At 64.9% G+C, this 14,714-nt stretch carries 16 protein-coding genes; 9 read left to right on the top strand and 7 right to left on the bottom strand.

Annotated features, from left to right (window positions below; genetic code table 11):
• The first annotated feature begins 217 nt into the window (after positions 1-217).
• The 8 genes from BW990_RS14810 to BW990_RS21510 all read left to right on the top strand — a co-directional run bounded on the left by BW990_RS14810 (position 218) and on the right by BW990_RS21510 (position 7,221).
• The gene (locus BW990_RS14810; protein WP_083950626.1) at positions 218-952 is read left to right on the top strand and encodes an alpha/beta fold hydrolase; all 735 of its coding nucleotides are present in this window, start codon (positions 218-220) and stop codon (positions 950-952) included.
• Positions 953-2,059 carry a PAS domain-containing sensor histidine kinase gene (locus tag BW990_RS14815; protein WP_076449096.1) on the top strand — a complete coding sequence of 369 codons (1,107 nt, stop codon included), beginning with the start codon at positions 953-955 and terminating at the stop codon, positions 2,057-2,059. It begins immediately after the preceding gene.
• 138 nt (positions 2,060-2,197) lie between these two features.
• The gene (locus BW990_RS14820) at positions 2,198-2,539 is read left to right on the top strand and encodes a hypothetical protein (RefSeq protein WP_076449098.1); all 342 of its coding nucleotides are present in this window, start codon (positions 2,198-2,200) and stop codon (positions 2,537-2,539) included.
• A gap of 164 nt (positions 2,540-2,703) precedes the next feature.
• Positions 2,704-3,537 (top strand): CPBP family intramembrane glutamic endopeptidase, encoded by an 834-nt coding sequence (locus tag BW990_RS14825; protein WP_076449100.1) that lies wholly within the window; start codon positions 2,704-2,706, stop codon positions 3,535-3,537.
• On the top strand, positions 3,534-4,712 hold the full coding sequence (locus BW990_RS14830) for a serine hydrolase domain-containing protein (RefSeq protein ID WP_076449102.1): 1,179 nt from the start codon (positions 3,534-3,536) through the stop codon (positions 4,710-4,712). The genes BW990_RS14825 and BW990_RS14830 overlap by 4 nt, the downstream gene beginning before the upstream one ends.
• A gap of 63 nt (positions 4,713-4,775) precedes the next feature.
• Complete coding sequence (locus tag BW990_RS14835) at positions 4,776-5,858, top strand: Acg family FMN-binding oxidoreductase (RefSeq protein WP_083950633.1); 1,083 nt, start codon at positions 4,776-4,778, stop codon at positions 5,856-5,858.
• A 248-nt stretch (positions 5,859-6,106) separates the two neighbouring features.
• Complete coding sequence (locus BW990_RS14840; protein ID WP_083950627.1) at positions 6,107-6,946, top strand: alpha/beta fold hydrolase; 840 nt, start codon at positions 6,107-6,109, stop codon at positions 6,944-6,946.
• Complete coding sequence (locus BW990_RS21510) at positions 6,859-7,221, top strand: alpha/beta hydrolase family protein (RefSeq protein WP_143526219.1); 363 nt, start codon at positions 6,859-6,861, stop codon at positions 7,219-7,221. Before BW990_RS14840 ends, BW990_RS21510 begins: the two co-directional genes overlap by 88 nt.
• A gap of 50 nt (positions 7,222-7,271) precedes the next feature.
• Here the strand turns inward: BW990_RS21510 and BW990_RS14845 are convergent, their stop codons facing one another.
• The 7 genes from BW990_RS14845 to BW990_RS14875 all read right to left on the bottom strand — a co-directional run bounded on the left by BW990_RS14845 (position 7,272) and on the right by BW990_RS14875 (position 13,578).
• Entirely contained in the window at positions 7,272-7,541 is a 270-nt protein-coding gene (locus BW990_RS14845; protein ID WP_076449106.1) for a hypothetical protein, read from the bottom strand.
• A gap of 114 nt (positions 7,542-7,655) precedes the next feature.
• Complete coding sequence (locus BW990_RS14850; RefSeq protein WP_076449108.1) at positions 7,656-8,516, bottom strand: polysaccharide deacetylase family protein; 861 nt, start codon at positions 8,514-8,516, stop codon at positions 7,656-7,658.
• Positions 8,517-8,518: 2 nt separating this feature from the next.
• On the bottom strand, positions 8,519-10,030 hold the full coding sequence (locus BW990_RS14855) for an amidohydrolase family protein (protein WP_076449110.1): 1,512 nt from the start codon (positions 10,028-10,030) through the stop codon (positions 8,519-8,521).
• A complete protein-coding gene (locus BW990_RS14860; protein WP_076449112.1) occupies positions 10,027-10,755 on the bottom strand; it encodes an aspartate/glutamate racemase family protein in 729 nt (242 codons plus the stop codon). Before BW990_RS14860 ends, BW990_RS14855 begins: the two co-directional genes overlap by 4 nt.
• Entirely contained in the window at positions 10,755-12,035 is a 1,281-nt protein-coding gene (locus tag BW990_RS14865; protein ID WP_076449114.1) for a TRAP transporter large permease, read from the bottom strand. Before BW990_RS14865 ends, BW990_RS14860 begins: the two co-directional genes overlap by 1 nt.
• Complete coding sequence (locus tag BW990_RS14870; RefSeq protein WP_076449116.1) at positions 12,022-12,603, bottom strand: TRAP transporter small permease; 582 nt, start codon at positions 12,601-12,603, stop codon at positions 12,022-12,024. The genes BW990_RS14865 and BW990_RS14870 overlap by 14 nt, the downstream gene beginning before the upstream one ends.
• Positions 12,604-12,615: 12 nt before the next feature.
• Positions 12,616-13,578 carry a TRAP transporter substrate-binding protein gene (locus tag BW990_RS14875; protein ID WP_234990271.1) on the bottom strand — a complete coding sequence of 321 codons (963 nt, stop codon included), beginning with the start codon at positions 13,576-13,578 and terminating at the stop codon, positions 12,616-12,618.
• 308 nt (positions 13,579-13,886) lie between these two features.
• Between BW990_RS14875 and BW990_RS14880 the strand changes: the two genes are divergently transcribed.
• The gene (locus tag BW990_RS14880; protein ID WP_143526221.1) at positions 13,887-14,645 is read left to right on the top strand and encodes a GntR family transcriptional regulator; all 759 of its coding nucleotides are present in this window, start codon (positions 13,887-13,889) and stop codon (positions 14,643-14,645) included.
• Positions 14,646-14,714 lie beyond the last annotated feature (69 nt).

The following is a 14,714-nucleotide window of genomic DNA, read 5'->3' on the forward strand; positions in this document are numbered from 1 at the left end:
GCGGAAGGCTATGACCTTCGCGAGGTCAACCCGCTCTTGGGCGGTTTGGTTCCGCCCCCTGCCCCGGCGCGCGGCAGCCCCGCGACCTCGCAACTTGGTTCTTTGGTTTGCGGCCGTAATGGTTTAGCGGTCGTTAACCTAAGGATGTCCGGTGGGATCACTCGTGTCTGCGCTAAAACGAAACAATTTCAGGGTCACAGGTTCGGGAGACCGGGTGATGGTCTTTGCCCATGGCTTCGGCTGCGACCAGACGATGTGGCGCCACGTCGCGCCGCAATTCGCCGATCGTTTCACGGTCGTGACCTTCGATTACGTGGGCGCGGGCGGATCGGACGTCACCGCCTACGACCCCGACCGATACCGCACGCTGGACGGCTATGCCCAGGACGTGGTCGAGATCGGGCACGCGCTGGACCTGAACGATGCGATCTTCGTCGGCCATTCCGTCAGCGCGATGATCGGGGCGCTGGCGGCGATCCGCGCGCCGGCGATGTTCGGAACGCTGGTGATGGTCTGCCCCTCGCCGCGCTATGTCGACGATGTCGGCTATCCGGGCGGCTTCAGCCAGGCCGATATCGACGAGCTGATCGCCGCGCTCGAGGAAAACCCGCTGGCGTGGTCGGCCTCCATGGCGCCGGCGATCATGGGCACGCCCGACCAGCCGATGCTGGGCGCCGAACTGACCGAAAGCTTCTGCCGCCTCGATCCCCGCATCGCAAGCGACTTCGCCCGCGCGATCTTCAGTGCCGACAACCGCGCCGATTTGCCCAAGGTCGCGGCCCGGACGCTGATCCTGCAATGCCGGCAGGACATCCTCGCCTCCGAGGCCATCGGCGCCTATGTCCGCGACCACGTGCCCGACAGCGAAATGGTCGTGCTCGACGCGACCGGGCATTGTCCGAACCTCAGCGCGCCCGACCAGGTCGTGGCGGCGATGCGCGCCTTTCTCTGAATGACGCCGGATCGCGATGCGGGACCGGCCGGGAGCGCCGTCGAAGATGCGCCCTGCGGCTATCTCGTCATGGATCATCTCGGCCGCGTGGTTTCGGTCAACGCGACCCTGTCCCGATGGCTCGGCATCCCGGCCGCAGAGCTTGAAGGTGGCGAGGCAACGGCGATCTTCGGGCTTGCCAGCGCCGTTGTGTTCGAGACCAGTCTCCTGCCGCTCCTCCGGCTCCAGCACGAGGTGGCGGGCGTCAGCCTCGACCTCAAGGCGAGGGACGGCGCCAAGGTTGCCGTCATGATGAGTGCCGACACCCGCGGCGAGGGAGAGGAGCGCCTGACCCGTCTGGTCATGCTGAAGGCCGGCGCGCGCCGCGATTTCGAGCGGGAGCTGCTGCAGGCCCGCGCCGATGCCGAGGTCCGGCTGTCTCTGGCGCAGCGGCAGGGCGAACTGCGCGAGCAATTCGTCGCGGTTCTCGGTCACGACCTGCGCAATCCCCTGGCCGCGATGTCCTCCGGCGTCCGGATGCTGTCTCGGCGTCCGGGCGAAGCGCAGGAGGCCGAGATCCTCCGGCTGATGCAGGGCAGCATCCAGCGGATGTCGCGCCTGATTGACAATGTGCTTGATTTCGCCCGCAACCGGCTCGGTGGCGGCATCGTGCTCGATCTCAGAAGTGGCGACCTGGAAGCGGCGATCAGACAGGCAGTGGACGAATTGCGGGCCGCCGAGCCGGACCGCGCGGTTCGGCTCGATCTATCCCTTGCCCACGACGTTCCCTGCGATGTCTGGCGGATCGGGCAACTGGTATCGAACCTGCTGGGGAACGCGCTGGCTCATGGCGATCCCGAAGAGCCGGTGAGTGTGGAGGCCACGACATCGGCGCCGGGGGCGCTCGAGATCAGCGTCTGCAATCGGGGCGCGCCGATCCCGCTCGGGGCGCTGGAGAAGCTGTTCGATCCGTTCGTGAAGCTCGGCACGGAAGGCCGAAAAGGGCTGGGCCTCGGGCTCTACATCGCCTCGGAGATCGCCAAGGCCCATGGCGGCCTGCTCGTGGTCACGTCGGGTGACGTGATCCGTTTCACGTTCCGGATGCCGGCTCCCGCGGTCGAGGGCTGACGGAAGACCGCCTGCCGACCCTCGAGCCCGGGGACCGACCGTTGCCGCGGCAGGTGTGACCGCGCAGGAGGATTTGCGCGCCTCGCCACGCCGATCTCGATCAAAGCCGCCGCCGCGGAGCGCGGTGCGTGGGCCGGGATGCTGATCGAGGATGCCGAGGCGCGGGAACGCCTGACGCGGGTCGACACCGAGATCGTCGACAAGCCCGGCACGCTGATTGAAGGCCAGCCGAGGCAGTCTACGATCCATTTACAGCAAGCTTTGAGACCAAGTGGCCTGTTGTGGCTCAACCCCTGCCCGTTTCTCTGCGGAAAAACTACCCGTGCCGTAGGCGCAGATTTGTCGTTCTCCCGGCGTCGCCTGAACTCGCCACATGCGACCGAAGTGCGAATTCGCGCGTCTGCGCGGATCGCTGCTTTCGCGCTCTTCGCGAACCTTGACATTGGGTTGCCCACGATTTTGCGCACTAAGCGGCCATGACATTGATTAAACGGGAATTTTCCCAATCTCTCCACCGCAAAGGTCCCAGAAATCGCCCGCAATTGCTGGCAGCGCCGCGGCCGTTTGATCCAGAACATGTCAGCAGACCCGATCTTCGAAAAGAATTCACAATCGAAAAGGCCCTTTCCTGTCAGGTGATTCGAATGGCCCACGCTCTGGAAATACCGACAAGACGCCTCCCGGCCTGGTCGATCCTTGTGTTTCTTGTCCTGACCTTCGCGATCACCTGGGGTGTGATCGGCAGCTACATATTCTGGCCAGACGCAATGAGTGCCCGTTTCGGCGCAGTCAGTGGTGCGCACCCGCTCTACTTCCTCGCCACCTGGTCCCCCGCCCTCGCAGGGCTCTGCCTCGTCTTGCTCTATGGCGGGATTACTGGCCTGAAACGGTTCCTGACACGGCTTCTGATCTGGCGCTGCCCGGCCGCGTGGTGGCTGTTCATTCTTGTCGGGATCCCGCTGGTCTTCATGGCCGGGTCGCTGATCAAGGGCGGGCCGCTGATCGCGCCGATGCCGCCCGAGGGCGCGGGCGCCATGTTGGGCCTCATGTTCATGATGCTCTTTCTCGGGCCCGTCGAGGAGTTCGGCTGGCGCGGGGTCGCCCAGCCATTGCTGCAGCGATACCTGGCCCCGGTCTGGGCCGGTGCGCTGATCGGCACGGTGTGGGGCATATGGCATCTGCCGGCGTTCTACCTCGCGGGCGTGGTCTACGAAAACTGGAGTTTCCTGCCGTTTCTGATCGGCAACATCACGCTGGCGGTTCTGGTGACGCCGATGTTCAACGCGTCTCATGGCAGCCTTCTGCTTCCGATGCTGTTCCACTGGCAGCTCATCAACCCGTTCTGGCCGGACGCGCAGCCCTGGGACAGCTGGATCCTCATCGGCGTGGCGGCTGTCATCGTCTGGTGGAAACGCGACGAGATGTTCTCGCGCGACGGCGCGGTGACGGACGTGATCCCGGACGAGGATCGGCGATGAGGCCCGGTGTCGGTTCCGTCGTTATCGCAGCGCTGTGGGCCATCGCGGCACCGGTTGCCGCCGACACGCTCCAGACCCGCCTGCAAGGCGTTCTGGCCGGCTTTCACGAAAAGTACGGGTTCCCGGGCGTGACGGCGGCCATCGCATCGCCCGGTGGTCCCGTGGTGACGGCCGCCATAGGCTTTTCCGACCTTGAGGCCCGCAGGCCAATGACACCGGACACCCCCATGCTGGCGGCGAGCATCGGCAAGACCTTCGTGGCGGTCACCGTGCTCGCGCTAGAGGATGAGGGCCTTTTGTCCCTGACCGATCCCGTCTCCAAGCACCTCGGCCACCGCGATTGGGTCGCGCGCCTGCCCAACCATGCCACGATGACGGTGCAAGACCTTCTGCGCCACACGTCCGGCCTGCCGGACCACGTCCATATCGCATCCTTTCAGGCCGACATGGGTATGCGGATGGCGAGCGGTGGCGCGGCAATCGGACCTGAAGAGGCCATCGCCTTCGTTCTGGACGCGGAGCCGCTGTTTCCGGCCGGATCGGGCTGGGCCTACACCGATACGGGGTATCTGCTCCTCGGCCTCGTGATCGAGAAGGTCAGCGGTGACGGGTTTTTCGACCTCGTGACCGCGCGGTTTCTCGACCCGTTGGGGCTCGACAACACTGCGCCTGCCGACCGGCCCGACCTCCCGGGTGTCGCCATCGGCTACGTGGCCCAGAACAACCCCTTCGGCCTGCCGGAGCGGACGGCGGATGCCGACGGGCGTCTCCTCTGGGATCCCGGCATGGAATGGACCGGGGGCGGCTTTCTCTCCACGTCGCGCGACCTCGCCCGTTGGGGCCAAGCGCTGTTCGGCGGAGAGGCGCTGGAGGGTCCCTATCTCGATCGGGTGCTGGACGGTGTCCCGGTCTCCCCCGAAGCGCCTGGCGTTCTCTATGGCGCAGGTGTCGCGATCCATTCGGACACGCCACGCGGTCCCGTCTACGGGCATGGCGGCTGGATCCCGGGCTATGTTTCCAGCCTGCGCCACTACGCCGATCACAGCGTGACGGTCGCCTTCCAGATCAACACCGATGTCGGGATCGCCGACGACGACACCGACCTTGTCCCGGCGCTGGAGGCGGCGCTGGCCGATCTCGCGATCGGCAATGCCGACGGTGGTGAGAACCGATGAACAGACCCCTGAGCGAAGACAGAAGCGGCAGCATCTGATTTGGGAATTCGAAAAATGGCCTTCATGACAAGAAGAACACTGATCGGCGCGGGCCTTTCCGTCGCCGCACTCGGAGCGGTCGGCTACGGCCTGTGGCCGCGCATGGACGGGTATCGCGAGGAGGTCGAGCGGCAACGGCGCCTTCTCGGCAACGATCCCGACCTCAAGGAGCTCGTGCGCATGGCGACGCTGGCGGCTAACGGGCACAACACACAGCCGTGGAAGTTCCGGCTTGCCGAGGACAGTGTCACGATCCTTCCCGATCTCACGCGCCGCACCGAAATCGTCGATCCCGACGACCATCACCTCTTCGTCAGCCTGGGATGCGCGGCAGAGAACCTGGTAATCGCCGCCGCGGCGCAGGGTCGCGCAGCCGATATCGCCATCGGGACCGGTGCCGAGGCGCAGATCGAGATCGCGCTGTCGCCTTCGGCTGCGGCGCAAGGACCGCTCTACGAGGCGATCCCGTTCCGGCAATCGACGCGGTCGGTCTACGACGGGCAATCCGTCTCGACGGAGGACTTGCGCCTGCTCGAGAATGCGGCGCGGGAGGATGGCGTCAATCTGATGCTCTTTACCGAGCGCTCGGATCTGGACGCGATCCTCGACTTCGTCATCGCCGGGAACAGCGCACAGGTGGACGACCCGGCCTTCGTGCAGGAATTGGAGGACTGGATCCGGTTCAGCCCTTTCCGCGCGGTCGAGACAGGCGACGGGCTATTCGCAGCCTGCTCTGGCAACCCCGTAGTTCCGGATTTCATCGGCTCGCGGCTCTTCCGGTCCTTCTTCACCAAGGATGCCGAGAACGAGAAATACCGCAGCCATGTCGATTCCTCCGCCGGGATCGCCGTCTTCGTCGGCGACCGCGACGACCCCGCGCACTGGATCCGGGTCGGACGCAGTTTCGAGCGCTTTTCGCTTCAGGCCACCGCGCTCGGCATCCGCAACGCACATCTCAACATGCCGGTCGAGGTCTTGTCGGTGCGCCCCGCCTTCGCCGACTGGCTGGGCATTCCCGGCGCCCGCCCGAACCTGGTGATCCGGTTCGGACGCGCGCCGGCGCTGCCGATGTCGCTCAGACGGCCCGTCGAGGCGGTGCTGGTGTGATGCAGCGCCGAGGTTTCCTTTGGGCCGCGGGTGCATTGCCGCGGCCGCTTTCGAGGCGTGATCCGCGACATGACGCCTTGCACCCGACGTGATCGTTCAATCATGCACCGGAGAGCCAAGGATGGCGCGAAAGATACTCATCGCCGACGCACCCCATACCGGATTCACCGCGATCCGTGGTGGCGGAGTGCTTGACCGCACCGCGCTCGTCACACGCGACACGGCTCTCAGCTCGGCGGGGTAGTAAGATGCGCATCATGATCCTGGCGTCTCTTCTCCTCGCGGTCGCCGGGGGCCTTGCCTACCTTGTCGCCATCAGCCCCGGCCGCCTGGCGCCCTTGCGCGACCCCGGCGAAAACCCGATCCCGGGCAGCCTGTCCGAGCGTGTAACCGTCGAGATCGGTGGCATCCCGCAGGGGATGTTCATCCAGAGCGCGGATCCGTCGAACCCGGTCCTGCTGTTTCTGCATGGCGGTCCGGGGATGGTCGAGTTCTTCATGGAACAGGACTACCCCACCGGCCTCGAGAACCACTTCACCATGGTCTGGTGGGAACAGCGCGGGGCGGGTATGTCCTTCTCGCCGGACATCCCGCCCGAGACCATGACGATGGAGCAGATGATCTCGGACACGGTCGAGGTCGCCGATTATCTTCGTGACCGTTTCGGCCAGGACCGGATCCTCCTGCTCGGCCATTCCTGGGGCGCCTATCTCGGTATCCAGGTCGCTGCCGCCGCACCGGATCGGTTCCGCGCATATGTGGGCATGGCCCAGATCGTGCACCAGCTGCGCTCCGAGATCATGGCGCGCGCGTACTTGATCGCCGCCTACCGGGCGCGGGACGACATCTCGATGGTGCACCGGCTCGAAGCCGCGCCGGTCAGCATGGAGGCGGGCACCTCGCCCGAATGGATGCGGCTGCGCGATGCCGCGATGCACCGGATCGGCGTCGGGCATACCCGCGACATCGACTCGGTCATTACGGGCATCTTCCTGCCGACGTGGCGGGTGCGCGCCTACACCCTCAGCGAGAAGGTCAACATCTGGCGTGGCAAGCTCTGGTCGCGGCCGTTTTTTGGGACGACCTGATCCGCGACGACCTGAGCGCACGTCTGACCGAGTTCGGGCTTCCGGTCTATTTCTTTGTCGCTCGGCACGACCAGACCGCCAATCCCGATCTCTCGCGCGGCTATTTCGACGCGATAGAGGCCCCGGTGAAGGGGTTCTACCTGTTCGAGAACTCCGCCCACAGCCCGGTTTTCGAGGAACCGGATGTCGCGACCCGCATCCTGCTTGAGGACGTTCTCAACGGCCGGACCGATTTGGCCACGGTGGCCGCCGCGCCCGGTGCGCAAGAAGGATGACCGCCGAGCGGGCGCCACGGTTTTCACCGGTTCCGCCGAGCGCACTCAATTCACCCTGCGGCCGCGCTCCGGGGTCGCCTGTCGATCCTCAGGCCAAGCGGATCGTCCGAGATACCCTGTGCACAAGACTGGACGGGCCGTTGCGCATGGATGCGCGGGGGCGTCTCGCGCGACGCGCCGAAATCGCTGACCCCGCGCAAGGGCTGGCCCGCCGCCACGGTGTCGCCCGCTTGGACAGGTGCGCTGCCCTGCCGCATGTCGGCAAGCGCGATCTCGGTCGCGCCGCAACGCAGGATCACGTCATTGAAGAGCCCGGTCACCAGGTCCTCGTTCGGCAGGTTTTTCTAAGTGAAAACGATCCGGCGGGCCTCGGATGCCATGACCTCAGCCATGGCGTCGGACGTGTTGGGGTTCAGGAACAGAATGCGCATCGCTTACCCGGCTGCGAGGTCGGGATCGGACACGACGGCGGCGTGTATCTCCGACGGCGTGGCGCACCAGACGCCGTCTGTCGCGGCCACCTCGGCCAGCGCGTCCGCAATCGGACGCAAGCGCCACGGCTGCCCGGAGATGAAGCTGTGCAGCACGACGCTCATCACCACCGGCTGCCTTGACGCCAAGAGCTCCGCCGCCTCGTCCCGGATCATATCGGCAAAGCGGCGCGCATCCATCTGCCGCCCGATCATCGTCGTGCTGTCATTGAGTTCGGCCGCATAGGGAATGGCAAGGATCCGCCCTGCCCCGGTGTCCAGCCAGACCGGCTGGTCGTCCAGCCGCAAATCGAGCAAATAGCGATACCCGGCGGCGGCGAGGCTCCCCAGGGATGTCGGCGTGTGGGCGAGCCATTGCGACGACCAGCCTTTCGGCCTCGTGCCCTCCACGGCTTCGATCCGGGCGGCGACACCGGACATATAAGCCTCCTCTTCGCCCGGCGGCAGCGTCGTCAGGCTCTCGGAATTCGAACGCCCATGCCCGACGATCTCCGATCCCGCTGCGCGTGCTGCGGCACGCACCTCGGGGGCCTCATCGTAGACATCGGTGTTGAGCAGAACCGCAGGCCTGATGCCAATGCCCGACAGCCGCTCGAACAGCCGGAAGGCGCCGACACGGTTGCCATAGTCGCGCCAGGCGGCATTCACGAGATCCGGCGCCGGTCCGCGCGGCAGGATGTCTTCCGTGATGCCGTCATCCGGGCGATAGCTCTCGATCCCCACGGCAACCCATAGCGCGACGCGGGCACCGTTCGGCCAGGTGCCCTCACGACGGCTCGGGATGGCCGAGTATGTCCACGGCATTGTCACGCGAGACCCTTCCCGAGTTTCCGCGTCATGTCCACGTCCACCGCGACTGCGCGGTCGTGCATCGCGCGATAGACCGGCAGCAGATACGACACTTCCTCGGCGGCACGGCGCAGGACCGGCGCGAGCGCCCCGAAGACCTCCCGCGCTTCGTCCAGCAACGCCGCTTCATCGACCGACGTGACATGCCCGTTATCGGCAACCACGCGCCCCGCGACCATGGTCAGCCGGACCGATGTGCCGGTCTCGACATGCACCAGTTGCCGGACGAGATCGTTCAGTGGCAGAAACGCCAGCGACGACAGGTCCACGAGGATCAGATCGGCGGGCGCGCCGACCTCAAGCGTTCCGAGACCGGGTCGCCGCATGGCCGCGCCGCCGCCGACGGTCGCCGCACGCAGCACCTCGCGCGCTGTCGGCCAGAGGTCGGGATCGTCGCCCGAAAGCGTATGGATCATTCCGGCGGTCTTCATCACCGACCACATGTTCACCGCGTCATCCGCAATGGCCTCATCGACGCCGAGAGAGACCGTAATGCCCCGCTCCAGCATTTCGCGCAGCGGCATGACGCCCGAGCCGAGGCGGAGGTTGCTGATCGGATTATGCGCGATGTTCGCCCCCGCCTCCGCAATGAGGTCAAGGTCGTCGGCATCGACCCAGATGGCATGGATCACCTGCATTCGGTCCGACAGAAGCCCAAGATCGCTCGTGTATCGCACCAGTGACCGGCCACCGAACTTCTCCTGGCCGAGGACGCGCTGAAGCCGGGTTTCGAGCATATGCGCGAAGACCGGCAGATCGTGCTTGGCGCTCAGTGCGTCGATCGCGGCGAAATATTCCGGACTGACGCGCTGCGGCGCCGAGCAGGACACGGCCGCGCCGATACGGCCATCCTCGGTACCGTGCCATTTGCCGATCAGGTGATCGTAAAGCCCGAGCAAGTCCTGCGCCGACAGCCGGGGCCGCCGTCCGAGCCCGGCTTGCAGCGCTTCGGGCGCAATCTCTTCCAGAAAAGGCAGCTTTTCCAGTTCCGAAAGCTCGGGTTCATCGAGGGCCAGCGTCGCGCGGATACCGCTGTCGGTATAGGCCTGAGCCACCGCGTCAATGATCTCCGGCGTGGGCTCGGGCACGAAAAAGCAATCGTCCATCACCGCGGTCGTACCCGCCCGCAGCATCTCGATGCAGCCCAGCATGGTCCGCAGATAAGCCTGCCTTGGCGTGGGCCTGAGAGTGTCCAGCGCCGGGCTTTCGTAGAGCATGAACAGCTCCAGCGGCAGGCAGGGCAATCGCCCCTTCATGTGGTTCACCGAGGAATGGAAATGCGCGTTGATCAGCCCCGGCATCAGAAGATCGCCGTTTCCCTCGATGACGCGGGCATTGTCCGGTACGGCCTGCGGCGCAGTCGCGGCGATGCTCCCGCCCTGCACCAAAAGCTCGGTCGTCGCCGTCATGCCGTCTTCCGCGTCGAGATCCAGCAGCCGGACATTGCGGAAGAGCACCGGCGCAGTCATCGCAGGTCGCCGTTCAAGAGCCTGGTCAGCGAAGGCGACAGCCCCACGCTTTCGCTCAATGGCCGGACCGCGGGTCGTGGCCGATGGGAAGCCATTGCGCCAAGGCAGGCTGCGACAGCCTCGACCCCGTCAAAGATCGGCACGGACGATCGAGCCTCGATCCGCGCCGCCATCCCAACGATAGCGGCACCGAAAATTACGACCGCCTCGGCCCCTTCTGCCGCCAACCGCAAAGAGGCGTCCAGGACGGCGGCGTCCTTCGCTTCGGGCGACAGGTAATCCGATGCGCCGCCGATCTCGATGGCGACCATCCCCGCAGGAACGATCCCGTTGCGCTCTAGGACGGATGCGTAGAGCGTCCGGCTGATTTCGCCGAAGAACACGACGCCCGGGCGACGTCCGCCGGCCGATGCGACCTGCAGCGCGGCCTCTGATATGCCGACGACCGGCACGCCCAATACCGACCGCAGCGCGGCCAGACCGGTGTCGAAAGAGATGGCGAGGATGACGGCATCGTGCCCCCCGACATGCTCCGCCACAAGGTCCAGCGCCGAATGCCCCGCGATGATGTTCTCGGCTTCGATCGTAACGATCCGTGCCCCGAACCGTCCCGTGACCCCGGTCAGGACCACGTCATCCGGCGCCACCGCGCGGGCGGCGGCGAGGTAGGCCTCGGTCACCTCCGGCGACGTGTTGGGGTTCACGACAAGGACCCGTCGCGCCATCAGATCAGAATGCCCGGAAAGATCGCGATCATCGCGACGACGGCGAGGATGCAGAACACGAAGGGCAGCACGCCAGCGATCACCGTGCCGACATTGCCCCGGCCCCGGACGCTTTGGGTGACGTAGAGGTTCATGCCCACGGGTGGCGTGATCAGCGCCAGTTCGCACATCAGCACAAGGAATATGCCGAACCAGATGCTGTCATACCCCAGCAAGGTGACGACCGGCAAAACGATCGGGATCGTGGCGATCATCATGGCCAGTGCATCCAGAAAACAGCCGAGCAGCATGTAGAGAACCACCAAAAGCAGGACCATGGTCAGAGGCGCAACATCGAAGGTGGACACGAAAGCGGAGACCTGCGCCGGGACACCGAGCACGCCGAGAACGAAGTTCAGATAAAAGGCGGCGATGAGGATCAGAAGGGTCATACCCGTGGTCGTGACCGCCGACATCATGGCTTCCCGCAGCATGAGCCAGCCGAGCGTCCGGTAGAACGCGGTCAGCGCCAGCGCCGCCATCACGCCCACGCCCGCGGCTTCCGTCGGAGTGGCGAAGCCCAGATAGATCGATCCCATCACGAGGATGAAGATCACGAGCGGGGGCACCAGATCGGTCAACCTCTTCCTGCGCTCCGGCCAGGGCGCAATCGGCTCGGGCCGTCCGGCGATCGCCGGGTTCAGCAACGAGGCAACTGCGATCATCAGCATGAAGCACAGTGCCAGAATGACCCCCGGCAGAATGCCCGCGGTGAAGAGCGCACCGATGGACGTGTTGGTGATCGCGCCGTAGATGATCAGGTTGATCGACGGCGGGATCAGGATGCCCAGGGTCGCACCGGAGGCAACGCTTCCCGCCACCCAGGCCTCGGCATAGTTCTGACGGCGGAAGGTCGGGAAGGCGACCGTGCCGATCGTGGCGGCGGTCGCGACGGACGAGCCCGAGATCGATGCGAAAACGGTGGAAGCGGCGATGTTGGTGTGCAGCAATCCGCCCGGTAGCGGTTTCGTCCAATCGGCGAGCGCACGATACATCCGTTCCGTCACGCCGCCCCGGACGAGGATCTCTCCCATCAGCACGAAAAGCGGGATCGCGACCAGCAGGAAGTTGTTGAGCGTGCCCCACATCATCGTGCCGAAGGGGCGGATCATCGCATCCCCGATGAAGACATACGCGCCCGTTATGGCGACGATGAAGAGCGCGGTGGCGATATGCAGCCCGATGAACAGCAGGAACAAGAGGAGCGCGAATCCGACGGCCGCGTCTTCAATCCCGAGCATCGTCGGCCCCCGGATGAACGTATTGGCTCACCTCTTCCTCGACGGTCGGCGCACCGTAGCGGCGCTCGATCGCTGCCCGGTCTGTGAACAGAAGCACCAGCGCGTGAACCGTCGCCAGACAGGCGGTCAGGGCGAAGAAGATCATGCCGATCACCCAGACCCCCTGCGGCACCCAGAGCGGCGTCTGCAGCGGCGTGTTGGTGATCGAACCGAACCGCAGCGTCGTCTGCAATTCGCCCCAGGCGTGCCAGGCCATGAAGGTGGCAAAGCCCGCCATGGCGATCTGAGCCAGCACATGAAGACAGTCCCGCAAGACCTGCGGGAAGAACCGGAAGAAAATCTCGATCCTCGGATGCCCGCGCCGCAGCAGGGTCAGGGCCATCCCCAATGATCCGACGAAAGCCAGGACATATCCGCCGATCTCGTCCGTCCCCTGGATCGACGCGCCGAAGAAGTCGCGCCCCACGATGTCGATGGTGATCAGCGCCCCGAGAACGGCGATTGCCGCGCCCGCGACAAGCGCGAGCGCGGCAGCGATGTGTTCAACGGTCCTGAGGATCGCCTCCACGTCTTTCGGCCGTCAGTCGATCGAGAGGCCGCGGGCGGCACCGACCGTGTCGTTCCAGATTTGCTTGCAACCGGGATAGGACGCCTCGCACTTCTCTGCCCATTCGGGCAGCACCGCCGAGACCGAGATCTCGGCCACGCGCGCCTTGTCGTCATCACTCACCGGAACCAGCGTCATGTCGTAGGAGGTATAGATGCCGCCTTCCGGGCATTCGCCACCCGTCGAACAGGATTGCGCGGTGCCGTTCGTGTTGATCGCCACATCCCAGAGCTCCGCCTCCATCGCGGCCATGGTTTCCTCGAACGCGGCGCGGGCGTCTTCGCTGAGGCCGTTCAGCCAATCCAGGTTGACCATATGCGCCTGAACCGACCCCGACACCGACAGCGGATAGAGATGTGTCGTGACCTCCGGCCATTTGCCGGTATTGGACGAGGTCGGCGAGGTCACGCCGCAGGTGGCGACCCCCCGTTGCAGCGCCGGGTAGACTTCCGGGAAGGAGAGCGTGACCGGGGTCGCGCCGAGGTTTTCCAGAAGCGTCGACATCGAGGCGGTGAACGACCGGACCTTCATCCCGTCGAGATCATCGAGCGAGGACATCTCCGCGCCGCACAGGAAGACCTGCGGACCGAACGGCCAGATCGCGGCGGCCGTGACCCCGAATTTCTCTTCGAGACGCGCGTTGAACGCGTCGCGGAAGGCGTCCACGGCGGACTTCAGATCATCCATGTTCGTGGACACGCCGATGAGGTCGATCCCCTCGAGAAACGGGTCGTCCTTGGCGACGCTGCCGACCTGGATCGTCGCCATGTCGAACGCGCCGGTGCTCAAGAGGCGCAGACCGTCGGCAAGATCAATTCCGACCGCCTGGTATTCGCTGCGGCTGACATCGAAGCCGGCCTCGGCAAGCGCTGCGACCGCCTCGGCCTCGGCCGGGTACTGCGCGCGTTGTTCCTGGTTCTGGGTTATCAGACGCATGGATTGGGCTTCCGCCACTCCCGTCAGAGCAAGAGTGCAGGTCATTGCGGTAGCGATGGCACGGAAGTGGTTCACGGCGAAAATCCTCTCATTGTATTTTTTTCAACAGACAATCGGGCGGCGATGCCAACAATTCCCGGGCCGCAAACCGTCGGCCAAGAAAGCACCAGTCCTCTGCATGATTGAGGCGATCAGATTGTCGACAATTCAAGTTATTTTTGCGCACAATGATTGATCGATCCGCGACAGTTTTGCAGCAGAGTCGATTATTTCAACGTTTATTCAATATCTTGCCACCCGCCTGACAATTGCCGCCGCCGTCAAATGCGTGTTTGAAACTCTCGGTTTTGCTCGTATCTTCGGCACATAAATTGTCCGGGCCTCAGCCTATGAAACCTGCGCAGGCATCCGAGGATGCGATATACCAGTCACTCCGCGAGGCGATCCTGACGCGAAAACTCGCGCCGGGCACGCGGCTTCGCGAGATCCCGCTGGGCAAGATCCTCGGCGCATCGAGAGGTGCCGTGCGCAAGGCTTTGGACCGTCTCGCTTTCGAAGGTCTCGTTGAGCAGGAGGCCAACCGGGGCGCCTCGGTTGCCCAGCCCACCGTTCAGGACGCGGAAGACCTTTTCACTGCCCGCAAAAGCATCGAAGTGGCCATCGCCCGGATCGCGGCACAGAATCTCACGCCGCAATCGGTCAGGAAGCTCGAAAAACACATCGCGCGGGAGCGGGCCGCACAGGAAAAATCGGACTGGGCCAAGGTCGTCGCCTTGTCCGGCGAGTTTCATATCCTGATCGCCGAGATCGCGGGAAACGCGCCGCTGCGCCGCTACCTCAACGATCTCGTCGTGCGCGAATCCCTGATCATCCAGATGTTCGGAACCCGCCAGCAGGATGTCTGTACCAGAAACGAGCACGCGGAGATCCTCGCAGCACTGCAATCGGGGGATCCCGATCTGATCGCCCGGCGGATCGAAGAGCATATCGACGGAATAGCCGCAGGCGTTAACCTCAATCCGCGCGCTGCCGATCCGCGCACCCTTGAGGAAATCCTCCTTGGATAGCACCTCGCCAACCGCGCCATCGGGCGTTCCGCGCTCTCACGTCACAGGAGCTGAAACGATGAAGACAAT

The organism is Roseivivax lentus (genome assembly GCF_900156805.1).
GTDB classification, from domain to species: domain Bacteria; phylum Pseudomonadota; class Alphaproteobacteria; order Rhodobacterales; family Rhodobacteraceae; genus Roseivivax; species Roseivivax lentus.